This is a genomic window from Streptomyces sp. NPDC048288, from assembly GCF_043201555.1.
GTDB lineage: Bacteria > Actinomycetota > Actinomycetes > Streptomycetales > Streptomycetaceae > Streptomyces.
On sequence record NZ_JBICZD010000013.1, the window covers coordinates 191,250 to 213,388 of the forward strand.

15 protein-coding genes and 1 riboswitch are annotated in these 22,139 nt (G+C 70.1%); of the genes, 10 read left to right on the forward strand and 5 right to left on the reverse strand.

Going from position 1 to position 22,139, the window contains the following annotated elements; all coding sequences use genetic code 11:
* Nucleotides 1-55: 55 nt before the first annotated feature.
* Together ACGFZS_RS38685 and ACGFZS_RS38690 are read right to left on the reverse strand one after the other, a co-directional pair.
* Nucleotides 56-1,489 carry a trehalose-6-phosphate synthase gene (locus ACGFZS_RS38685; RefSeq protein ID WP_393799031.1) on the reverse strand — a complete coding sequence of 478 codons (1,434 nt, stop codon included), beginning with the start codon at nucleotides 1,487-1,489 and terminating at the stop codon, nucleotides 56-58.
* Between the two features lie 104 nt (nucleotides 1,490-1,593).
* A complete protein-coding gene (locus tag ACGFZS_RS38690; protein WP_365688329.1) occupies nucleotides 1,594-2,538 on the reverse strand; it encodes a glucosyl-3-phosphoglycerate synthase in 945 nt (314 codons plus the stop codon).
* 157 nt (nucleotides 2,539-2,695) lie between these two features.
* A riboswitch (SAM riboswitch) is annotated at nucleotides 2,696-2,839 on the forward strand.
* 18 nt (nucleotides 2,840-2,857) lie between these two features.
* Between ACGFZS_RS38690 and thrC the strand changes: the two genes are divergently transcribed.
* The 6 genes from thrC to ACGFZS_RS38720 all read left to right on the forward strand — a co-directional run bounded on the left by thrC (nucleotide 2,858) and on the right by ACGFZS_RS38720 (nucleotide 9,633).
* The gene (gene thrC, locus ACGFZS_RS38695) at nucleotides 2,858-4,141 is read left to right on the forward strand and encodes a threonine synthase (protein WP_393543967.1); all 1,284 of its coding nucleotides are present in this window, start codon (nucleotides 2,858-2,860) and stop codon (nucleotides 4,139-4,141) included.
* A 44-nt stretch (nucleotides 4,142-4,185) separates the two neighbouring features.
* The gene (locus ACGFZS_RS38700) at nucleotides 4,186-4,461 is read left to right on the forward strand and encodes a MoaD/ThiS family protein (RefSeq protein ID WP_359207480.1); all 276 of its coding nucleotides are present in this window, start codon (nucleotides 4,186-4,188) and stop codon (nucleotides 4,459-4,461) included.
* A gap of 481 nt (nucleotides 4,462-4,942) precedes the next feature.
* Nucleotides 4,943-5,149: a cold-shock protein gene (locus tag ACGFZS_RS38705; RefSeq protein ID WP_019057200.1), complete on the forward strand. Its 207-nt coding sequence runs from the start codon at nucleotides 4,943-4,945 to the stop codon at nucleotides 5,147-5,149.
* A 303-nt stretch (nucleotides 5,150-5,452) separates the two neighbouring features.
* The gene (gene groL, locus ACGFZS_RS38710; RefSeq protein WP_393799032.1) at nucleotides 5,453-7,075 is read left to right on the forward strand and encodes a chaperonin GroEL; all 1,623 of its coding nucleotides are present in this window, start codon (nucleotides 5,453-5,455) and stop codon (nucleotides 7,073-7,075) included.
* Nucleotides 7,076-7,280: 205 nt separating this feature from the next.
* Nucleotides 7,281-8,339 carry a tyrosine-protein phosphatase gene (locus ACGFZS_RS38715; RefSeq protein ID WP_393799033.1) on the forward strand — a complete coding sequence of 353 codons (1,059 nt, stop codon included), beginning with the start codon at nucleotides 7,281-7,283 and terminating at the stop codon, nucleotides 8,337-8,339.
* 166 nt (nucleotides 8,340-8,505) lie between these two features.
* Entirely contained in the window at nucleotides 8,506-9,633 is a 1,128-nt protein-coding gene (locus ACGFZS_RS38720) for an NADH:flavin oxidoreductase (RefSeq protein WP_393799034.1), read from the forward strand.
* A gap of 70 nt (nucleotides 9,634-9,703) precedes the next feature.
* Here the strand turns inward: ACGFZS_RS38720 and ACGFZS_RS38725 are convergent, their stop codons facing one another.
* From ACGFZS_RS38725 to ACGFZS_RS38735, 3 genes are all read right to left on the reverse strand, one after another.
* On the reverse strand, nucleotides 9,704-10,225 hold the full coding sequence (locus ACGFZS_RS38725) for a hypothetical protein (protein WP_393799035.1): 522 nt from the start codon (nucleotides 10,223-10,225) through the stop codon (nucleotides 9,704-9,706).
* Nucleotides 10,222-10,608, reverse strand: a complete 387-nt coding sequence (locus ACGFZS_RS38730) for a hypothetical protein (protein WP_393799036.1) — start codon at nucleotides 10,606-10,608, stop codon at nucleotides 10,222-10,224. The genes ACGFZS_RS38725 and ACGFZS_RS38730 overlap by 4 nt, the downstream gene beginning before the upstream one ends.
* 135 nt (nucleotides 10,609-10,743) lie before the next feature.
* The gene (locus ACGFZS_RS38735; RefSeq protein ID WP_393799037.1) at nucleotides 10,744-16,728 is read right to left on the reverse strand and encodes a DNRLRE domain-containing protein; all 5,985 of its coding nucleotides are present in this window, start codon (nucleotides 16,726-16,728) and stop codon (nucleotides 10,744-10,746) included.
* Between the two features lie 449 nt (nucleotides 16,729-17,177).
* Here ACGFZS_RS38735 and ACGFZS_RS38740 point away from each other — a divergent pair, with 449 nt between their 5' ends.
* The 4 genes from ACGFZS_RS38740 (at nucleotide 17,178) to ACGFZS_RS38755 (ending at nucleotide 22,114) form a co-directional block, all read left to right on the forward strand.
* A complete protein-coding gene (locus tag ACGFZS_RS38740) occupies nucleotides 17,178-17,771 on the forward strand; it encodes a GNAT family N-acetyltransferase (RefSeq protein WP_393799038.1) in 594 nt (197 codons plus the stop codon).
* Nucleotides 17,772-17,804: 33 nt separating this feature from the next.
* The gene (locus tag ACGFZS_RS38745) at nucleotides 17,805-18,677 is read left to right on the forward strand and encodes a metallophosphoesterase family protein (protein WP_393799039.1); all 873 of its coding nucleotides are present in this window, start codon (nucleotides 17,805-17,807) and stop codon (nucleotides 18,675-18,677) included.
* A 162-nt stretch (nucleotides 18,678-18,839) separates the two neighbouring features.
* A complete protein-coding gene (locus ACGFZS_RS38750; RefSeq protein WP_393799040.1) occupies nucleotides 18,840-20,315 on the forward strand; it encodes an MFS transporter in 1,476 nt (491 codons plus the stop codon).
* Nucleotides 20,316-20,560: 245 nt separating this feature from the next.
* The gene (locus ACGFZS_RS38755) at nucleotides 20,561-22,114 is read left to right on the forward strand and encodes a carboxylesterase/lipase family protein (RefSeq protein WP_393799041.1); all 1,554 of its coding nucleotides are present in this window, start codon (nucleotides 20,561-20,563) and stop codon (nucleotides 22,112-22,114) included.
* Nucleotides 22,115-22,139 lie beyond the last annotated feature (25 nt).

The following is a 22,139-nucleotide window of genomic DNA, read 5'->3' on the forward strand; positions in this document are numbered from 1 at the left end:
GCGCGGGGAACTGCGCGACCAGCCCCCACCGACCCGCAGCCGACGAACTACGAACTCACCCTCCCAACGCCTCCAACTGCTCAAGAAACCACGCCGCAGGAGGCAACGCCGTAGCCGCAGCAGCGAGCCGCTTGCACGTCTCCGCCCGCTCCTCCACCGGCATGCCCAGCGCCAGCGCCAACGCTGCGGCCGTCCCCCCGATGTCGTACGGGTTCACGACCACCGCGTCCTCGCCCAGCTCCTCGTACGCCCCCGCCTCCCGCGAGAGCACCAGCACGCACCCCTCGTCCGACACCACGGGGATCTCTTTCGCGACGAGGTTCATGCCGTCGCGGATCGGGTTCACCAGGGCGACGTCGGCCAGCCGGTACGCCGCCAGGGAGCGGGCGAAGTCGTCCTTCACATGCAGCACCACCGGCGTCCAACCCGCCGTCCCGTACAGCGAGTTGATCTCATCCGCGACTCGTCGCACCTCGGCCGTGTAGTCGCGGTACACCGCGAGGTCCTGCCGGGACGGATACGCGAACGCGACATGCACCACCCGCTCCCGCCACTCGGGGTGGTCGTCGAGCAGCTGCCGGTAGGCCAGCAGTCCGCGCACGATGTTCTTCGAGAGCTCCGTACGGTCGACCCGGACGATGGTCCTGCGGCCGTCGCCGATCTCCTCCCGCAGGGCGGCCATCCGCTCCTCGACGTCCGGCTCGTGCGACCGCTTCCGCAGGAAGTCCGCGTCGGCGCCGAGCCCGTGCACCCCGATCCGGGTGTCGCCGGAGGAGGGGATCCCCGGGCCCAGTACGGCGTGGCAGCAGTCGACGAACGCGTCCGCCCACCGCCGGGTGAGGAACGCCGCGTGGTCGGCGCCGAGGATCCCGCTCAGCAACTCGGCGGCGATGTCGTCGGGGAGGAGCCGGAAGTAGTCCGGCGGCGCCCAGGGGGTGTGGGAGAAATGGCCGATTCGGAGGTCGGGGCGCAGGCGGCGCAGCATCCGCGGGGCCAGCGCCAGGTGGTAGTCCTGGATGACGACCGCGGCGCCCTCGCCCGCCTCCTGGGCCAGTGCCTCGGCGAACGCCCGGTTGTAGGCCTGGTACGACGCCCACTGGCGCCGGAACTCCGCGTCGAAGACCGGCTCCAGCGGGGTCTGGTAGAGCATGTGGTGGACGAACCACAGCACCGAGTTGGCGATGCCGTTGTACGCGTCGGAGAACACCTCCGCGTCGATGTCGAGCATCCGGACCTGCTGGCCCCCGGTGTCCGCCACCGGCAGCCGGCCGCCGTCGGCCCGCCGCACCGCCTCGCGGTCACCGTCGCTCAGCGCCGCGCACACCCACACGGCGTTCGCGTCCGGGCCGATCGCCGACAGGCCGGAGACCAGCCCGCCGCCGCCCCGCTTGGCATGCAGCGCGCCGTCCGCGCCGTCGGGGCGTACCTCGTACGAAACCGGGCCGCGGTTGGACGCGACCAGCACCTCAGCACCGCCGGTGGAAGCCATGGGGGAAGCCATAAGCCTCAACCTAGCCCGGCCCGTAAACGCTCAAACGTACGGCTACGCCCGACCAGCGGCCGTATACGGAACGCGCGTCGAACCCGTCGAAGTCACGCCACTTTGCGTTCGGCGTACTCCGCGATCTCCGCCATCGGCGGCCGTTCCTCCGTGTCCACGGAGTACGTGCGTGGCTCGAAGCCGTCCTCGCCCCGTTCGAACTGGGTCAGGGACGGGCGGATCAGGTGGCCGCGGGCCAGCCGCAGCTGGGCGGTGCGGTAGATCGCGGCGGACATCCGGCCGAGGGCCTGGCCGTCCTGGTGGCGGTGTTTGCGGACCCCCACGTCCACCTGGGCGAGGGCGTCCAGGCCGACCAGGTGCAGGGCGTCGACCAGCATGCCCAGCTCCACGCCGTATCCGACCGGGAAGGGGAGCTGTTCCAGGAGCGAGCGGCGGGCCGCGTACTCGCCGCCCAGCGGCTGCACGAACCCGGCCAGCTGCGGCCAGTGCATGTTCAGCAGCGGGCGGGCCATCAGCTCGGTGACCCGGCCGCCCTGCCCGGCCGCGCCGGCGAGCGGGCGGTCGTACATCGCCTTGACCAGGTCCACCCCGGGGTCGGTCAGCAGCGGGCCGACGATCCCGGAGACGAAGTCGGAGGAGAAGTCCCTCAGGTCCGCGTCGATGAAGCAGACGATGTCCCCGGTGGTGACCAGCAGGGAGCGCCAGAGGACCTCGCCCTTGCCGGGGACGGCGGGGATGCGGGGGAGGATCGTGTCGCGGTGGACGACCCGGGCGCCGGCCGCGGCGGCCACCTCCGCGGTGCGGTCGGTGGAGCCGGAGTCGACGACGACGATCTCGTCGACCAGCGGCGCCTGCTGCATCAGGTCGTGGCGGATGACCGCGACGATGTCACCGACGGTCTCCTCCTCGTTGAGCGCGGGCAGCACGACGGAGACCGACTGACCCGTCCGCTGCTTGGCGGCGAGTATCCGGTGCAGTGGACGGTCGTTCAGGGACCAGGAGCGGGTGGCCAGCCAGCGCTCGACTTCTTCCAGCACAGTCAGCGGCTCCTCACTGTCACGATCACACAGCGCGGTGTGATCCATCTCGCGGTACGGACGACTATCTCAACTGTCCTGGCCTTCGGTTACAGTCTTGAACAACGCCGATGACCATCGCATGTCCTGCGGTCACCGTGCGTTGACAACCGAATACAGCTCATCCAGAGGGGCAGAGGGATACGGCCCGATGAAGCCCCGGCAACCCTCCAGTCGGCACTCGTCTTCCAAGGCGTGGCTCCCGGCTAGGGAAGGTGCCAAATCCGTCTCACGGCGAGATGCGTCGTGAGGAAGATGAGGAGAAAGGGCCTCGCCTCAGATGGCTGCGCAGACTGTTGCAACCGATTCCCCGAAGACCGTCGACCTGGGCCCCGCCACGGCGCTGTCCTGCCGCGAGTGCGGTCACCGGGTGCCGCTCGGCCCGGTGTTCGCCTGCGAGGAGTGTTTCGGCCCGCTCGAGATCGCGTACGACTACTCGGCGTACGACGCCGAGGAGCTGCGGAAGCAGATCGAGGCGGGACCCGCGAACATCTGGCGTTACGCCCCGCTGCTGCCGGTACCGGCCGACGTGGCGACCAAGCCCAACATCAACCCCGGCTGGACCAAGCTCGTGCAGGCCGACAACCTGGCCAAGGAGCTGGGCGTCACCGGCGGCCTGTACGTGAAGGACGACTCCGGCAACCCGACGCACTCCTTCAAGGACCGCGTCGTCGCCCAGGCCGTCGAGGCCGCCCGTGCCTTCGGCTACACCACGCTCTCCTGCTCCTCCACCGGCAACCTGGCCGGCGCGGTCGGCGCCGCCGCCGCCCGGGCCGGCTTCCGCTCCTGCGTGTTCATCCCGCACGACCTGGAGCAGGGCAAGATCGTCATGGCCGCGATCTACGGCGGCGAGCTGGTCGGCATCGAGGGCAACTACGACGACGTGAACCGTTTCTGCTCCGAGCTGATCGGCGACCCGGCCGGCGAGGGCTGGGGCTTCGTCAACGTCAACCTGCGGCCTTACTACGCGGAGGGGTCGAAGACCCTGGCGTACGAGATCTGCGAGCAGCTCGGCTGGCAGCTGCCGGACCAGCTGGTCATCCCGATCGCCTCCGGCTCGCAGCTCACCAAGGTCGACAAGGGGCTGCAGGAGCTGATCAAGCTCGGGCTGGTCGAGGACAAGCCGTACAAGATCTTCGGTGCGCAGGCCGAGGGCTGCTCGCCGGTCTCGGTGGCCTTCAAGGGCGGCCACGACGTGGTCCGGCCGCAGAAGCCGAACACCATCGCCAAGTCCCTCGCCATCGGCAACCCGGCCGACGGTCCCTACGTCCTCGACATCGCCCGGCGCACGGGTGGTGCGGTGGAGGACGTCACCGACGAGCAGGTCGTCGACGCGATCAAGCTGCTCGCGCGGACCGAGGGCATCTTCGCGGAGACCGCCGGCGGAGTGACGGTTGGAGTCACCAAGAAGCTCATTGAGAATGGGCTCATCGATCCCTCGAAGTCGGTCGTTGTACTCAACACCGGTGATGGATTGAAGACGCTCGACGCGGTGGCGGGTACGGGTCTTACCGCGACCATTCGCCCGAATCTCGAGTCTTTCCACGAGGCCGGGCTCGCCTGAGTCCCCGAGAAATAGGGCGCTGCCCTGACCGGAGGTTTAAAGCCGTGAGCGTCACTGTTCGCATCCCCACCATCCTGCGCACCTACACCGGTGGCCAGGCCGAAGTCAGTGCCGAAGGTGCCACCCTCGGCGAGGTCATCACCGACCTGGAGAAGAACCACACGGGAATCTCCGCCCGCGTTCTCGACGACCAGGGCAAGCTGCGCCGGTTCGTCAATGTGTACGTCAATGACGACGACGTGCGCTTCGAGCAGGGCCTGGAGACCGCCACCCCGGACGGGGCCGGCGTCTCCATCATCCCGGCCGTCGCGGGCGGCTGAACGACCCCGCCGACCTGGCTGACCTGCTGACCTGATGGCCGTATGACCGAACATTACCTTCGGTAATACCCATCACCGAGTGTTCATCTGATTGCCCCCTCCGTGAGAGAAGCGGAGGGGGCAATTCTGTGTGGTTGAGCGCGGTACAGTTGGGGAACGCGGTCCTGATCTCCAGGTCGGGAGCCCCGTATTCGATACCGCGAGCCCGGCAAGAAGTAGCCAAAGTGTGCGGGTTCTTTGCGGCTTTTGCGGCTTATCTGGGGCCCGACTTGCCCTGAATTCGGCCGAATTCTCGCTACATTCCGGACCCTTCCCGTCCAGAATTCTCGTCCGATTGACCTGTTGCAGACGGCAGTTGGACAGATACATTCAGCCGCGGTCGACGCGTTCCGGCGCACGCCCCCAACCATTGGGGGGTGAGGTCTGACCCGGATCCGCGAAGTGTGGATCTGTGCAAGGGCCAGTAATAGGGGAGTTAGGCATGGCTCAGGGCACCGTCAAGTGGTTCAACGCGGAGAAGGGGTACGGCTTCATCGCGGTCGACGGTGGTGCGGATGTTTTCGTCCACTACAGCGCGATCCAGATGGACGGGTACCGCACCCTGGAAGAGGGTCAGCGAGTCGATTTCGAGATCTCGCAGGGCCAGAAGGGGCCGCAGGCGGACATGGTCCGGCTGGCGACCAGCTGAAGCACGCGCCGACTGACAGCGACGTTCTTCTGTACATCTTCGAAGGGCTCGTGCCTCCCGGGGCACGGGCCCTTCGGCATGCCCGGCCGCGCACGCCCGATCCCCGGGAGGCGCTTGCACTCGCCTACCCCGAGTGCTAATCATTGGCGTTAGCACTCTGAAGGTGAGAGTGACAAAGAAGGACCGGGTCGGTGAGGCCCGCAGGCCGGGTGGGGCAAGGAACCCACGGGTCGGCGAGCCGTCCGTCGCGGGCGCGGGCGCGGTCCTGAAGACTCACCCCCAGTCCTGGAGGGACCACTTCACATGGCCAAGATCATCGCGTTCGACGAGGAGGCGCGGCGCGGCCTCGAGCGCGGCATGAACCAGCTCGCGGACGCCGTCAAGGTGACGCTCGGCCCCAAGGGCCGCAACGTCGTCCTCGAGAAGAAGTGGGGCGCCCCCACGATCACCAACGATGGTGTCTCCATCGCCAAGGAGATCGAGCTCGAGGACCCGTACGAGAAGATCGGCGCCGAGCTGGTCAAGGAAGTCGCCAAGAAGACGGACGACGTCGCCGGTGACGGTACGACCACCGCGACCGTGCTCGCCCAGGCCCTGGTCAAGGAAGGCCTGCGCAACGTAGCCGCCGGCGCCAACCCGATGGCCCTCAAGCGCGGTATCGAGAAGGCCGTCGAGGCCGTCTCCGGTGCCCTCCTTGAGCAGGCGAAGGATGTCGAGACCAAGGAGCAGATCGCTTCGACGGCCTCCATCTCCGCCGCCGACACCCAGATCGGCGAGCTCATCGCCGAGGCCATGGACAAGGTCGGCAAGGAAGGCGTCATCACCGTCGAGGAGTCCCAGACCTTCGGTCTGGAGCTGGAGCTCACCGAGGGTATGCGCTTCGACAAGGGCTACATCTCGGCGTACTTCGCCACCGACATGGAGCGTATGGAGGCGTCCCTGGACGACCCGTACATCCTGATCGCCAACTCGAAGATCGGCTCCGTCAAGGACCTGCTCCCGCTCCTGGAGAAGGTCATGCAGTCGGGCAAGCCGCTGCTGATCATCGCCGAGGACGTCGAGGGCGAGGCCCTGTCGACCCTGGTCGTCAACAAGATCCGCGGCACCTTCAAGTCCGTCGCCGTCAAGGCCCCGGGCTTCGGCGACCGCCGCAAGGCGATGCTGAACGACATCGCCATCCTCACCGGCGGCGAGGTGATCTCCGAGGAGGTCGGCCTCAAGCTGGAGAACACCACCCTCGACCTGCTGGGCAAGGCCCGCAAGGTGGTCATCACCAAGGACGAGACCACCATCGTCGACGGCGCCGGCTCCTCCGAGCAGGTGCAGGGCCGGGTCAACCAGATCCGCGCCGAGATCGAGCAGTCCGACTCGGACTACGACCGCGAGAAGCTCCAGGAGCGCCTGGCCAAGCTCGCCGGTGGCGTCGCCGTCATCAAGGCCGGTGCCGCGACCGAGGTCGAGCTCAAGGAGCGCAAGCACCGCATCGAGGACGCCGTCCGCAACGCGAAGGCGGCCGTCGAGGAGGGCATCGTCGCCGGTGGTGGCGTGGCCCTCATCCAGGCCTCCTCGGTCTTCGAGAAGCTGGACCTGGAGGGTGACGAGCTGACCGGCGCCAACGCCGTGAAGCTCGCGCTGGAGGCCCCGCTCAAGCAGATCGCCGTCAACGGTGGTCTCGAGGGTGGCGTCATCGTCGAGAAGGTGCGCAACCTGCCCGTCGGCCACGGCCTGAACGCCGCGACCGGCGAGTACGTCGACATGATCGCCGAGGGCATCATCGACCCGGCGAAGGTGACCCGCTCTGCCCTGCAGAACGCCGCCTCCATCGCCGCGCTGTTCCTCACCACCGAGGCCGTCATCGCCGACAAGCCGGAGAAGGCCGCCGCGGCCGCTCCGGGCGGCATGCCGGGCGGTGACATGGACTTCTGATCCGGCACGGATCGGCTCGTCCTTTCCGAGGGCGGCACCCCCTGTTCACGACAGGGGGTGCCGCCCTCGGGCGTTTTTGCCGGCCGCGGTGGAGGGTGTTCGCGCCGGTCGGGGGAGTGGTGTGGCACAAACTGCCATCCATGCACATGCTGTCAGTCATCCGTCGTTCACCTCCCGGACGGTACGTGCACACAGCATCCGTCCCATGACGCTCATGAAGCCCTCCCTGCTCGCCGCCGTGGTCCTCGCCCTGACCGCGCCGGCCGCCGTCGCCGCCCCCGCCGCCGGCCACTCGCACTCGTCCCACCGCATCCCCTTCACGGCCGCGACCGTGACCGCGAACGACGACGGCTCGTACCACGTCGTCTGGACCGCGCCCGGGGTGCGCTCGGTCGCCGTCCGGGCCGACGGGCACGTGGTCGCGCGCGGCGGTGCCACTGGTGACGTCACCGTGAAGGGGCTGCCCGCCGCCGACCGGCAGTGGTTCGACCTCGTGCCCGAGCGCGGCGGCTCGCTGCACCTCGCCGACCGGCTCGTCAAGCTCGACGGCACGGTCAACTTCCGTGACGCGGGCGGTTACCGGACCGCCGACGGTCACTGGGTGAAGATGGGCGAGATCTACCGCTCCGACGCCCTGAACAAGCTCACCGCCGCCGACGTCGCCAAGCTCGGGCGGCTGGGCATCCGCGCCGACTACGACCTGCGGACCGAGTCGGAGCGGACCTCGGCGCCGGACGTCGTGCCGTCGTATGTGACATACCACGTCGCCGACGTGCTGGCCGGGTCCTCCATGACCACCACCATGCCGACCACCGAGGAAGCCGCCGTCCAGATGATGGTGGACGGCGAGAAGTACATGGTCAGCGGCGCCACCGCGCAGGCCGCGTACACCTCGGTCTTCGCGGGCGTGGCCGACGAGGACCAGCACGGGCTCGTCTACCACTGCACCGCCGGCAAGGACCGCACCGGCTGGTCCAGCGCCGCCCTGCTCACCGCGCTCGGCGTGCCCCGCGCCACGGTGATGACGGACTACCTCGCCAGCAACACCTACCGCGCGGCGGCCAACGCGGCCACGCTCGCCGCGATGACCCCGGCCCAGGCGAAGGTCTACAAGCCGCTCCTGGACGTCCGCGCCGAGTACCTGAACTCCGGCTTCCAGGAGGTCCACGACAAGTACGGCACCTTCGGCGCCTACCTGGACAAGGGGCTCGGCATCGACGCGAAGGAACTCCGCGCGCTGAAGCGGGATCTGCTCGTCGGCTAGCCGTACCGGCCGCGGGTCCGTGTCCCGGGTCACACGGCATCCGGGCGGGTGCCGGGAATGCTTACGTCCGGGCAGGTCGTTGTGGACGGAGGTGCACTCAATGCGTGTGCACATACCGACTGGTATACGACTCAGGTATACGACCTACTCACGAGGAGCCCCCCACGTGACCGTCACCACGCCCCCCGCCTCCCGCGCGGCCGAGATCCTCTCCCGTCCCATCGCCCTCAACGGGCTCACGGTCCCCAACCGGATCGTGATGGCGCCGATGACCCGCCAGTTCAGCCCCGGCGGTGTCCCCGGTGAGGACGTGGTCTCGTACTACTCCCGCCGGGCCGCCGCCGGTGTCGGTCTGATCGTCACCGAGGGGACGTACGTCGGTCACGACTCGGCCGGGCAGAGCAGCCGCATCCCGCGGTTCCACGGCGAGGAGCAGCTGGCGGGCTGGGCGAAGGTCGCCGAGGGCGTGCACGCGGCCGGCGGCACGATCGTCCCGCAGCTGTGGCACATCGGCATGGTCCGCAAGCAGGGCCAGCCGCCGTTCGCGGACGCCCCCGCCGTCGGTCCCTCCGGCATCCGCCTGGACGGCACCGAGGGCGAGGGCAGGGCGATGACCGCGCAGGACCTGGACGACGTCATCCGCGCCTTCGCCGAGGCCGCGGCCGACGCCGAGCGCATCGGCTTCGACGGCGTCGAGCTGCACGGCGCCCACGGCTACCTCCTCGACCAGTTCCTGTGGGCGGGCACCAACCGCCGTACCGACGCGTACGGCGGCGACCCGGTCGCCCGCACGAAGTTCGCGGCCGAGATCGTGGCGGCCGTACGCGATTCGGTGTCCCCGGAGTTCCCGGTCCTCTTCCGCTACTCGCAGTGGAAGTCCGACAACTACGACGCCCGTCTCGCCGAGACCCCCGAGGAGCTGGAGGCGATCCTGACCCCGCTGGCCGCCGCCGGCGTCGACGCCTTCCACGCCTCCACCCGCCGCTACTGGCTCCCCGAGTTCGAGGGCTCCGACCTCAACCTGGCCGGCTGGACCAAGAAGCTCACCGGCAAGCCCACCATCACCGTCGGCTCGGTCGGCCTCGACGGCGACTTCATCAAGGGCTTCATGGGCGAGGGCTCCCCGGTCAAGGGCATCGACGACCTCCTCGACAGCCTGGAGCGCGACGAGTACGACATGGTCGCCATCGGCCGCGCCCTCCTCCAGGACCCCGAGTGGGCGGCGAAGGTCCTGGCCGGCCGCACGTCCGAGCTGAAGCCGTACGACGCGGCGGCGCTGAAGACCCTGAGCTGAGCGACCGCACGGTTGCGCAGGACGGCCGGGACGGCCGGGACGACCTGCGTCCCGGCCGTCCGGTAATTGCTCAGACCACCGCGAGGAAGACCAGGGCCACCACTGCCTGGAGCGGCAGGGACACGAGCCCGAAGAACAGGGCCCGGCTCCACGCGACGCCCGGCTCCCGCCGGCGCCGGCGCGCCCGCGCCCAGGACACCAGGCAGGTGAGCGCAGGAATCAGGGCGATCAGGGCGCACGCCAGCCGGAACGGCGTCCCGGGGTCGTCGAGCGCCCTGCGCCACAGCGGCTGGGTGTAGAGCGCGTCGACCGCGAGCATGATCAGCAGCCCGGTCGCGGCCCCGCGGACCTGCTTCCCCTCGGGCCGTCCGAGGTGCGCGGCGGTGTAGACCGCGGTGTGCACCAGGGCCACGAAGGCGCACAGGACGGCCGCCATGCCGGCCCCGTCCAGCAGCGTGCCCAGGAAGTCGCCGGACCACAGGGCGACCAGGAGGTCGCTCGCCTGCCCGAAGACGGTCGCTCCGAGAGTGATCAGGAACGAGATCCGCAACTGCTTGAGCAGGCCGTTCGTCGCGGTCGGTCCGGCCGTCAACGCCAGGCGCCTTCGGCGAAGGCGAGAGCGGCCAGCACCGCGTACAGGCCCGCCCGCGCGAGCGTCGCCGTACGCAGTCTGCGCCAGAAGAGATAGACCCCGGCGTCGTAGGCGAGGGCTCCCACGCATATCTCCGTCAGGGCGGTGGCGCAGTCCGTCACCGAATTTAGCGTGCGGTCCAGGACGAGCCATCCCAGAGCGGCGAAGGCGCCGCCCGTGAGGGCGGCGTTCCACGCATACGGAAACCGCCGCAGCCGGTGCACGAGTGCGCGCCCCGCCGGGGTTTGCGGGTCGAGCAGGGGCGCCGCGACTTTGATCTGCCGCGACAGGTACCAGCTCCTGCCGACGATCAGGGACAGCGACACGAAGAACGTGACCGGCATGCCGTACCTCCACAGTTCGTGTGCCGGACCGACTCTATGCATGAGCGCCCGGCGGTTGTCCGGCAGGGCGCCCGCACCCCTCGGCCGCCGTCGGGAGCGGCCTGGTGGGTGCGGGCGCCGGATGCCGAGTGCCTACTAGAAGTGACAGTTGTCCTGGATGTCCGAGATTCCGACGATCGTGAACAGCAGCCGGACACCGTGACCGGCCAGGTAGCGGCGCAGGAGACGCCAGCTGGTCGTCTTCACGAGCAGCTTGGCGAACTGGTAGATGCCGCCGAGTTCACGGATGTCCCTCCGGAGCTTCACGAGCCGGGCCCACGGGAAGAGCCATGGGACGATCGTCTCGATCAGGGCCTTGGCGCACTTGGCGATGTGCACCGTGGTGCTCCACCAGGACTGACCGTCCAGGTCGTATCCGCCGACCGGGTCGGACGGGTAGCCATAGTGGTTGGGGGACCCGTCGAGGACGGGATCCACCTGGAGGAAACGGCCCGTCGCCGGGTCGTACAGCCGGCTGCCCATCAGGGTGAGGCCGCCCAGCGCCTCCGTCGCGCGCACGTAGGCCCCGAGGGAGCCGTACCCGGCGGTGACGGCCGTGCCGTCGAGCACGTTGCCGTACTCGTCGTAGTGCTGGACCGTGCTGGCGACAGAGGTGTCCAACGGCTGCTGGACGGTGATGTCGCCATGGATGTCGGACAGCTGCAGGACCGTGTCCCCGTCGGCGCTGGTGGTGGCCGCCAGCGTGCCCGACAGGTCCTCGACGTTGCGCGTGACGGTGTCACCGGTCCGAGCCCAGCTGGGGCTGTCGCAGCCGCAGCCGTAGTGGTCGACCGTCGTGCCGCTGTCGCTCCAGGTGCCGTCGGTCGCCTGGACCTGGGTCTTCTGGACGGCGAGCCGTCCGGCGGCGTCCAGATCCCAGACGTTGCGACTCGTACCGACGGTCTCCGAGGCGACCAGGTCGTTGGTGTAGTACGCCAGGGTGGTGTCCCCGCTGGTGGTGGTGCGGCCGAAGGCGTCGTAGGCGTAGCCGCTGTTCACCAGCCGGTCGGCCGAGTCGTAGGTGTACGAGGTGGCGGTCGTGGTGGTGTCGGAGGTGCTGCTGTCGCAGTCGTCCGAGCTCGTGGTCAGCGCCGTGCGGTTGCTGCTGGCGTCGAAGGTGTAGGCGCGGGTGGTGCAGCCGGTGGCGGTGGTGTCGGCGGCCCGGGTGAGGCGGCCGACGGTGTCATAGGTGTAGTCGGTCTGGGTGGTCGTGCCGTCGGTCTGGGTGTGGCCGGTTTCGAGGCCGGTGACCGCGTGACCGGCGGTGTCGGAGGCGACTGTGGTGCCGTCCGCGGTGGTGTACTCGCGGTCGGTCTCCTGGCCGGCCGGGTCGGTGGCGACGGTCAGGGTGTAGCCGCCGGGCAGCGATTCCGAGGCCAGGGTCCCGTCGGCGTCGTACGTGCCGGTGAAGGTGCCCGCGACCGAGTCGGTCAGGGTCTTGAGGTTTCCGGCCGTCCCGTAGGCGTAGGTCACCGTCGACGGTGCCGAGTCGGTGGTCTTCACCGTCCGGTCGAGGATGTCGTAGGCCGTGGTGGTGGTGTTGCCCGCGCCGTCGGCGTACGAGATCTGGCGGGCCAGGTCGTCGTAGCCGTAGGCGATGGTCTGGCCGTTGGAGGACTGGGTCGAGACCCGGCCGTTGTCCTCGTCGTAGGTGAACGTCGTCGCCGGGGTGTCCGTGCCGGTGCCTCCGGTCAGGGCGCTCCTGGTCGGCCGGCCCGCCGCGTCCACGGTGTTGGTGGTGGTGCGGGTCACCCCGTTCGCGGTCTCCGCCTTGGTGGCGATCTGGCCCCAGCGGTCGTAGGTGTAGGTGGTGGTGACGGCCTCGGCCGGGTTGTCACCACCGCCGGTGATCGCGGCTGCGGGTGCGGTCCTGCACAGCATCCCGGCCCACGCCACGGAGGAGCAGGTGCCGACAGCGTCCGCGCTGTAGTAGGTGTACGACAGCGTGTCCGCGTCCGAGCCGGAGGATCCGCCGGTGCGGGTGGTGGCGATCCGGCCGTTGTCGTCGTACGTCGTGACCAGGTTCGTGGTGTCACCGCCCGAGGTGGACTTCTCCTGGCCGGTGGACCAGTCGTAGGTGGTGGTGACCGCCTCGGTGTCGGCGTCGGCGGCGCGACCGGGAATCGCGGCACCGGTCACCGTGCCGGTGAGCAGGCCGGAGACCGTGGCGTCGGAGGGACGGTTCTCGTCGTAGGTGGACGCGGTGTGGGCGCGGGCCGGGACCACCGTGCCGGCGGCCAGGGTGGCGTCCGCGGTGGAGCCGGTCGTCTCCTCGGTGAGGGTGACCAGGTGCAGCGGGCCGTACTTGTCGGTGATCCGCTGCCCGTCGGCCGAGTATGCCGAGACCGTGGCGAGCTGCCGGGCGCGGTCGGCCGTGGACAGGCCGGTCAGGCCGAGCTCGGCCAGTTCGGTGTCCGCGCCGTCCGCCGTGCCCAGCGCCAGCTCCCGGTTGGCGGCGGTGAGTTCGAAGGTGGTGTTGCCGAACTCGTCGTACCCGGTCGTGGTGATCGAGCCGCCCGGCTTGGCGGCGTCGGTCTCCTCGCCGTTGGCGTCGATGTACGTGACGGTCGCCCGGTCGTACGCGGAGGCGGCCAGGTCGCTGCCGGTGTGGGAGGCGGGAACGCTGTCGGCCGGGAAGACCGCGGTGGCGTCGGTGGGAGCCTCGTCCTGGGCCCAGGTGGCGAGGGTGCCGGCGTCCATCTGGTACGGGGCGGTGCTGCCGGACAGCGGGACGTCGTAGACCACGGTGGTGGTCGCCGTGCCCGACGTGGTGCTCGTGCTGCCCTCGGCCAGGGCCGGACGGGAGGCGCTGAGCAGCATTCCGGCACCCGCGGTCAGGGCCGAGCCGGCCTGGTCGTAGGCGAAGGTCCAGGGCAGCTCACCCGGTTCGGTGAGAGTGGTGACGCGGCCGTCGGAGTCGTAGGTGTACTCGGTCTTCAGCGCCGGGCTGATCCGCGGGTCCCACGCCTGGCGCAGCCGGCCGGAGGCGCCGTAGGCGTAGGTGGCGAGGGTCTCGGCGGTGGCGGCGGAGTCACCGGGGGCGGTGGCCCACAGCTTGACTGCCTTGACCTGTCCGGCGTACTCGCCGAGGACGGAGTCGGTCGCGGTCGTGGTGTCGGCGTAGACGAACTCCAGGACCCGGCAGCCCTTGGTGGACGGGTCCGCCTGGCAGGTCGCGGCCTTGACCGCGCCGGTCGGGGAGATCACGTACTTCGGGCGGGCGAGAGTCTCGCCGCCGGAGGTGACGGTCTCGGAGACGGTGGTGACGGTGGAGTCGTCCACCGCCGTGGCCGACGAGGACAGGGTCCACGTGGTGGCCGCGGCCGCCGCCTTGGTGAACACCGTCGTGTTCGCGGCCGTGTCGGTCAGCGTGAACGTCGAGCCGGACAGCGTGCCGGTCAGCGTCAGGCTCTCGGCACCGGTCTCGGGCTGCCAGCCGCCGCCGGAGGCAGCGGTGAAGGCGGTGGCGGCGCCGTCCGCGTTCAGCAGCTCCACCGAGGTGTCGGAGGTCTTGCGGATCTGGGTGTAGTCGCTTGTCTCGCCGGTGACCGAGGAGGTCCAGCCGGGTCCGAAGATCTGGGCCTGGCCTTCCGTGTCGGTGCCGTTGGCACGCGAGGAGTACGTGCGGGTCACCGACGCGTCGAAGGCGGCGGCGTCCGTGTCCGACAGGGTGTAGTTGCCGGTGAGCTCGTTCAGGGTGCCGGGTCCGACCTCGGCGGTCGGTGCGGTGCCCGCGTCCCGGTCGAGGGTGACCTCGACGGTCTGGGAGTGGCCGGTGGTGGTGCCGTCGGTGAAGGCGGCGCGCAGTTGGAGCACGCCGTCCTCGGAGAGCGTGGAGACGGTGTTCCAGACCAGCTTGGTGGCGGTGCCGCCGGTGACGGCGACCGGCCAGGCCGAGACGGCGTCACCGGAGGCGGTGACATCGCCGACGGGCACGGTGTGCCAGGTGTCGGTCTCGCCGCGCCGGTACTGCCAGGTCACCCCGGTGTAGGAGCTGAGTCCCTTCGCGGACAGGGTGAGGCGGCGGGCCGTGGTGTCACCATCCTGCGGTGAGAGGATCGCGGCGCCGTCCGCGCCGACGCCGAAGGAGTAGGCGGTGGTGGCTGAAGAAAGGTTTCCGCCGGAGTCGACGCTACGGGCGTACAGCGTGTGCCAGCCGTTGTCCGGGTCGACGGAGACGGTGGCCGCGTCGCCGCCGTTGCCGTCGGTGGTGTCGAGCTTCTTGTTCGGCAGGCTGCTGTCGTCCAGGCCCCAGTAGTAGCCGGCGCCGTCGGAGGAGGAGGTGTCGATGGTGCAGGTGTCGGCGGAGTCGGCCTTGGCCGTCCAGCCGTTCTGCTCGTACGTGGCGCAGGTGACGGTCGGGGCGGCGGGCAGGCCGGTGTTCATCACGAAGGTGGTGTAGCCGGACCAGGAGCCGTAGTCGGTGCCGTCGTAGGCGCGTACCCGGTAGCGCAGGTGGGTGCCGGCCGGGAAGGCGGAGGCGGACGGGATCGTCAGCTTCGCGGTCGAGCCGGAGGACACCGAGGAGGAGGTGCCGGTGTAGGAGTACGTGGTGTCCGCGTACGCCGGGTCGGCGGTGATCTCGAACTGGCCCTTGGTGCCCGATCCGTCGGGGTCGGTGACCTTGGCCGACAGGGTGGGCGTCAGGGAGGTCACGTACCGCTTGCCGTTGTACGCGTTGACCTGCGAGGGCGAGATCGCCGCCGAACTCGGCACGGACGGGTAGGAGTTGTACGTCACCGTCAGGTGCGGCTCGACGGAGTTGTCACCGGAGGCGTAGTTCGCCGACCGGAACCTGCGCCAGGTCGTCGAGTCGGTCTCGGTCACACCCCGGATCATCAGGCCGTAGTTGGCGGTGCCGTCGGCCCAGGCCTGCACGATGTCGTCGATGTCGAAGTTCATCGTGCCGGCCGGGCAGGAGCTGCTGTAGCCGAGCGCGGCGGTGTTGATCACCTGGCCGGTGGTGGTGCCGGCCGGCTTGGTGGACCAGGTGACCGAGGACGAGTCCCAGTCCGCCGTCACCCGGCGCACGACGGTGCCCGACCCGGAGGTGGCGCAGGTCGAGGAGTAGTACGAGTACAGGGCCAGGTTGGTGTCGGTGATGTGCTTGCCCTTGAACGCCGACACGTCGAACTTCAGGTACGAGCGCGCCACATCCGTGCCCGCGTCGTACGTGCCCGACTTCAGCTCGGTCGAGGAGACCTGGGAGTCGGTGTAGTCGGGGGTCTGCACCCAAGTGTCCGTGGTGACGGCCAGCGTGGAGGTGGGGTCGACGGTGACCGGGTAGGTCAGGTCCTGCGTGAAGTAGTCCGCGTCCGGGCTCAGGACCAGGGTCTGGGAGCCGTCGTCGGCCGTCTCCACCTTCGTGGCCACGCTCGCCCGGTGCTTGGACTCGCCGGAGGCGTCGTCCTTGGAGGAGTCCCACATCATCGGCGCGGGCGCCTCGGCGACGAGCTTGCCGTCGGTGTCCTTGAGGAGCAGGTGCCCGGAGTCGGCGACCGAGAGCTTCAGGCCGTCGAGCTGGAGCGGGATGCGGTACTCCGGTGCACCGTCGGGCGCGGAGTCCAGCTCGATGTCCTCGCTGAAGCCCTGGGCGAGGGCGGTGACCTTGAGGGTCTGGTCGGCGCCGAGGTCGTAGGAGGCGGTGTCGTCCTTCACGGTCGGGGTCGGCAGCTTCGACTCCCAGCCGAGCCCGAAGGACGTGCCACCCTTGGTCACCGACGCGAGATCGGTGTCGCCGCCGTCGGAGACGGCGATGTCGGCGGCCGCCACGTCCGGCTCCAGAGAGGAACCGGTGTCGGACAGGCTGGTGTCGATGTCCCGCCAGACGCCGTCGATCTTCTGCCGGATCGGCCCGGCATAGGTGGAGGTCTGCAGTTCACCGCTGGGCAGCGCGTACGTCGTCGAGTCGGCCGTCCGCTCGGACGTCACCTCGATCTTCCGGTCCTGAAGACGGGCCATCAGCAGCGCCGCCGCGACCGAATCGGCCGACGAGGCAGCCGACTTGGTGTCGGAGGCGGTCGTGGCCTCCGCCGCGTCGGAGGTCGCGGTCGCGAAGGCCTGGCCCGATTCCAGTGACACCAGCCCGGCTTCCGTCGCCAGTACGACGGCAACGGTTATCGCCGTACGCCTCAGCAAAGCGTGCGAGGATCTCGCACGCGCCTTTGAGGCTGGGAAGAGTCGTCTCCCCTTGAGTCTCATCCAGAACTCCCTGAGATCACCATGAAGCCCCTTGCATGACGGGGCGACGTGATCGAATGTCAGGAACCTGTGGAGACTTGTGCCAGGAATGGTCATGAAATGTTCAAAGAGCCAGCTGGGTGCTTTCCTCGCTCTTGACCTGGCTGAAAGTCGTCGATCCAAATGCTGTGAATGCTGTGCTGAAGCAATGTCCTGACTGTTGATCAAACGGGGCGGTGGGAGAGTGAAGTGCCCCAAGTCGGACGTATAGGCTGTGAGCTTGCTGTCGTGAACTTCGTTATTGGCTTGTGACGGTCTGGAGGGCTGCTCCCGCCGCTACGGTCATCCGCATGAGCCACTCCTCCCGCCCGGCCACCCCCGCCGATCTCGATGCCGTCGTGTCCACGTTGACCAGTGCTTTTCTTCAGGACCCGGTGTGGGGGCCGGTCTTTCCGGACGAGGGGCGGCGGGTCCGGCAGATGGGGGAGTTGTGGCGGGTGTACGCCCGGGGCGCGCTGCGGTATCCGTGGACGTTCGTGACGCCGGGCGTGGAGGCGGTGGCCGTGTGGATTCCGCCGGGGGGTGTCGAGTTGACCGAGGAGGAGGAGCGGGGGCGGGGCGAGGTGATGGAGAAGGTCGCCGGGGCGGAGGTGGCGCGGGCCGTCGAGGAGACGGAGGCGGGCTTCGGAGCCGCGCATCCGGAGGAGCCCTTCTTCCATCTGACCATCCTCGGCACCCACGCCGACCACCGGGGCAAGGGGCTCGGCATGGCGCTCCTGTCCGACACGCTGGCCCGGCTCGACGCCATCGGCGCGAACGCGTACCTGGAGTCCACCAACCCCGCCAACGACCGCCGTTACGAGAGCGTGGGCTTCGTCCCGCGGGGCGAGATCGTCACGCCGGGCGGCCGGACCGTGACCACGATGTGGCGCCCGGCCCGCTGACCACCACCGCGTCCGGCCTCTAGGCTGCGGGAGATGAGGATCCTGCATCTCTCCGACACCCACCTGGACCGCACCGACGCCCCCAACAGGCGCGGCGTCAACGCCACCGCGTCCCTGCGCCTGATGCTCGACGAACTCCGGCATCTGCGGGGCCTCGACGCGGTCGTCGTCACCGGTGACCTCGCCGACGACGGCGCGGTGGAGGCGTACACCACCCTGCGCACCCTGATCGGCGGGTACGCGCAGGCCAGGAACGTCCCCGTCCTCTGCACCACCGGCAACCACGACGAGCGCGAGGCGTTCGCGAAGGTGCTGGGCAGCGGGCACCTGGCGGCCGACGGCACCGACCGCGCGGAGTCGTCCTTCGACGCGCCGGAGCGGGCCGCCGTCAGCACGGTCGGTGGCCGGCGTTTCGTCACCCTGGACTCGCTCGTGCCGGGGAAGGTCTACGGCCGCCTGGGCCGGGCCCAGTTGGAGTGGCTGCGCGAGGTGCTGCGCGCCCCGGCCGAGCGGGGCACGGTCCTCGCCCTCCATCATCCGCCCGTCGCGCTCGACCTCTCGGCGACCCAGCAGGCCTTCGGGCTCCGTGACCCCGGCGACCTCGCGGCGGTGATCCGGGGGAGCGACGTACGGGTGATCCTCACCGGCCACTACCACCTCCAGCTCTTCGGCCTGCTGGAGTCGGTGCCGGTGTGGGTGACGCCGGGGGTCGTCAACCGGATCGACCTGACCGTGGCGGCCGGGGGCGAGCGGGCGGTGCGCGGGGCGTCGGCCTCGCTGGTGGAGCTGGACGGCCCGGCGAGCCCGATGTTCCACACCTTCCACGCGCGGGATCCGCGGGCGCACGAGACGGTCTACGAGATCGACGAGGAGCGGGCGCGGGCGTTCGTCGCCGAGCACGGCTGAGGGGTCGTAGCCGCTCATCCGCTGCCGAGCAGCCATGTTGTCGCAGGTCAGCGCAGTTCTTCTGGAATTAACTTGCTTAACTCAATCAATCGACTTAAGGTTGCTTAAGTCAAGCAGTCAAAGACTCCGCTCATCGAGCCCGTCCGATGGAGGCCCGCCCCCATGTCCGACGCCCTCACCCGACCCGCCGCGGCGGGAACATCCGCCCCGCCGCGGCCGAACGCCGTGGTGGCGGTGCTGGCCCTGGCCGGGATCGTCGTCTCGCTGATGCAGACCCTGGTCATCCCGATCGTCCCGGAGCTGCCCACCCTGCTGCACGCCTCGGCCTCGGACACCGCCTGGGCCGTCACCGCGACCCTGCTGGCCGCCGCGGTGGCCACCCCGGTCGTCGGCCGCCTCGGCGACATGATCGGCAAGCGGCGCATGCTCCTGACCAGCATCGTGCTCCTGGTCGCCGGCTCGGTCGTCTGCGCCCTCGCCGACTCCCTGGTCCCGATGATCATCGGCCGTACGCTGCAGGGCCTCGCGGCCGCCGTCGTCCCGCTCGGCATCAGCATCATGCGGGACGCCCTGCCCGCCGACCGGCTGGCCGGCTCCACCGCCCTGATGAGCGCCTCGCTCGGCGTCGGCGGCGCCCTCGGACTGCCCTCCGCGGCCTTCATCGCCGACAAGTGGGACTGGCACATCCTGTTCTGGACCTCGGCCGCCCTCGGCGCCGTCGCCTTCGCGCTGGTCCTCCTCATCGTGCCCGAGTCCAAGGTCCGCACCGGCGGCCGCTTCGACCTCGCCGGAGCGCTCGGCCTGTCCGCCGGTCTTGTCGCACTGCTGCTCGCCGTCTCCAAGGGCGCCACCTGGGGCTGGACCTCCGGCACCACCCTCGGCCTGGGCACCGCCGCCGTCGTGATCCTGCTCGCCTGGGGCTTCTGGGAGATGCGCTCCAGGCAGCCGCTGGTCGACCTCCGCACGACCGCCAAGCCGCAGGTCCTCTTCACCAACCTCGCCTCGATCGCCCTCGGCTTCTCGATGTTCGCGATGTCCCTGGTCCTGCCGCAGCTGCTCCAGCTGCCCGAGCAGACCGGCTACGGCCTCGGCAAGTCCATGCTCACCGTCGGCCTCGTCCTCGCCCCCCAGGGCCTGGTCATGATGGCCATGTCCGCCGCCTCCGCCAAGCTCACCCAGGCCAAGGGCCCCAAGGTCACCCTGATGATCGGCGCGCTGATCGTCTCCGCCGGCTACGCCCTGAACATCGTCCTGATGTCCGAGGTCTGGCACCTCATCCTGGTCTCCTGCATCATCGGCGCCGGCGTCGGCTTCACCTACGGCGCCCTGCCCGCCCTGATCATGGGTGCCGTGGACCCGTCGGAGACGGCCGCGGCCAACAGCCTCAACACCCTGATGCGCTCCCTCGGCACCAGCTTCGCCAGCGCCATCGCCGGCGTCATCCTGTCCCAGATGACCACGGACTTCGGCGGCCACGCCCTGGCCTCGGAGAACGGCTTCAAGGTCGTCATGGCCATCGGCGCCGGAGCCGCGCTCCTCGCCTTCCTCGTCGCCACGTTCATCCCGCGCCAGAAGACGGCCGCGGCGGCCACGACGGACGACGACCGCGAGGTCGAGCCGGTCGGCGCGGAGGCGTAACCGGGCAGTTGGCGAACCGCCGGGCGGCTTTCACCCCATCGGGTGAGGGCCGCCCGGCACTTCCGTCCACCCCCACCCGTTCCACGAGTAACCGGCCCCGACTTTTCGGAACGCCCCTGCTGAAGCGCCCCGTCAGGGGCGCTGGGGGGTACCCCCCAGCCTTCGGCTGGGGGAGGAACTGCGCGAGCAACCACATACGACCCGCGGCCGACGGACTGGAGCCGCTGACCAGAAGGCGAGCGACCATGACGACCAGCAACCCCGTGACGTCGGCTCCCCGGGCCGAAGGCCCCGTCGTACGGACGGCCACCGGCCCCGTACGCGGCCTGCGGGAGAACGGCCTCGCGGTCTTCCGGGGCATACCGTTCGCCGAACCCCCGGTGGGACAGCTGAGGTTCGCGGCGCCCCGCCCGGCGACGGCATGGGACGGCACGCGGGACGCGTACGCCTTCGGACCGCCGCCCCCGCAGGACCTGGGCATCCAGGGACGCACGGGTGTACTGGACGCCCCCGAGGGCGACGACTGGCTGACGGTCAACGTGTGGACACCCGACCCGGACCCGGCCGCCCGCCGCCCGGTGATGGTGTGGATCTACGGCGGCGCGTACAAGCTGGGCCACTCCGGCAGCCCCGGCTACGACGCCCAGCGCATCGCGCGGGACGGCGACGTGGTCGTGGTCACCCTCAACTACCGCGTCGGCATGGAGGGTTTCGCCCAGATCGAGGGGGCGCCCGCCAACCGCGGCCTGCTGGACCAGGTGGCGGCGCTGGAGTGGGTGCGGGAGAACGTCACGGCGTTCGGCGGCGACCCCGACCGGGTCACGGTGTTCGGCGAATCCGCGGGCGGCGGCTCGGTCGCCTCCCTGCTGGCGATGCCGAGGGCGCGGGGCCTGTTCCGGCGGGCGATCGCCCAGAGCGTCCCGGGCACGTTCTTCTCCCTGGACCTGGCCGAGGACATCGGCAGGGCCCTCGCGGCCGAGGCCGGCCTGCGCCCCACGGTGGCCGACCTCGCGGCGACGGACCCGCGCCGGCTGCCGGACGCCGGGCAGGCGCTCAGCGCCAAGATGCTCCAGCACCTGGACCGCTGGGGCCGGATCGCGCCCACGGTCACCCCGTTCTCCCCGGTGGTCGACGGGGACGTCCTGCCCACCGCCCCCTGGCAGGCGCTGGCCTCCGGCTCCGCCCGGGACGTGGAGCTCCTCGTGGGCCACAACCGCGACGAGTACCGCCTGTTCCTGGTCCTCGGCGAGATGTACGGCAAGATCACGGAGGAGCAGGCGACCGGCGCACTGCGCCTGTTCGCACCGGGCGGCGAGGCGGGGGAGCGGGCCTACCGCGCGGCCTTCCCCGAGGCGTCGCCGACCGAGCTGTACGAACGGGTGCAGACCGACTGGCTGTTCGCCATGCCGTCGCTGCGCCTGGCGGAGGCGCAGACCGCGGGCGGCGGCCGGGCCCACCTCTACGAACTGACCTGGGGCGCCCCCGGCAACGGCGGCATCCTGGGCGCCTGCCACGGCCTGGACATCCCGCTGCTCTTCGGTACGTTCGAGGCGGACCTCGCCAACCTCCTCTTTGCGGGCGCCGGTGTCACCCCCGAGGCCGAGGCCCTGTCCAGCCGCTTCCGTACCGTGTGGACCTCCTTCGCGACCACCGGCGACCCGGGCTGGCCGGCGTACGACCCCGAGGCCCGCTCCACCCAGGTCCTGGACACGCACCCGGCCGTGACCGCGTACCCGGAGGAGAAGACCCGGCAGCTCTGGGAGGGGTACGAGTTCACGCCGTCGCCGTTGCTCGGCTGACCGGCCGGGTCCGGAGGGCGTTGGT

Coding starts and splice junctions, on each gene's coding strand:
- ACGFZS_RS38685 (WP_393799031.1), bottom strand. CDS start 1,489: ATGGCTTCCACCGGCGGTGCTGAGGTGCTGGTCGCGTCCAACCGCGGC.
- thrC (WP_393543967.1), top strand. CDS start 2,858: ATGGCTGCGCAGACTGTTGCAACCGATTCCCCGAAGACCGTCGACCTG.
- ACGFZS_RS38705 (WP_019057200.1), top strand. CDS start 4,943: ATGGCTCAGGGCACCGTCAAGTGGTTCAACGCGGAGAAGGGGTACGGC.
- groL (WP_393799032.1), top strand. CDS start 5,453: ATGGCCAAGATCATCGCGTTCGACGAGGAGGCGCGGCGCGGCCTCGAG.
- ACGFZS_RS38715 (WP_393799033.1), top strand. CDS start 7,281: ATGACGCTCATGAAGCCCTCCCTGCTCGCCGCCGTGGTCCTCGCCCTG.
- ACGFZS_RS38730 (WP_393799036.1), bottom strand. CDS start 10,608: ATGCCGGTCACGTTCTTCGTGTCGCTGTCCCTGATCGTCGGCAGGAGC.
- ACGFZS_RS38740 (WP_393799038.1), top strand. CDS start 17,178: ATGAGCCACTCCTCCCGCCCGGCCACCCCCGCCGATCTCGATGCCGTC.
- ACGFZS_RS38745 (WP_393799039.1), top strand. CDS start 17,805: ATGAGGATCCTGCATCTCTCCGACACCCACCTGGACCGCACCGACGCC.
- ACGFZS_RS38750 (WP_393799040.1), top strand. CDS start 18,840: ATGTCCGACGCCCTCACCCGACCCGCCGCGGCGGGAACATCCGCCCCG.
- ACGFZS_RS38755 (WP_393799041.1), top strand. CDS start 20,561: ATGACGACCAGCAACCCCGTGACGTCGGCTCCCCGGGCCGAAGGCCCC.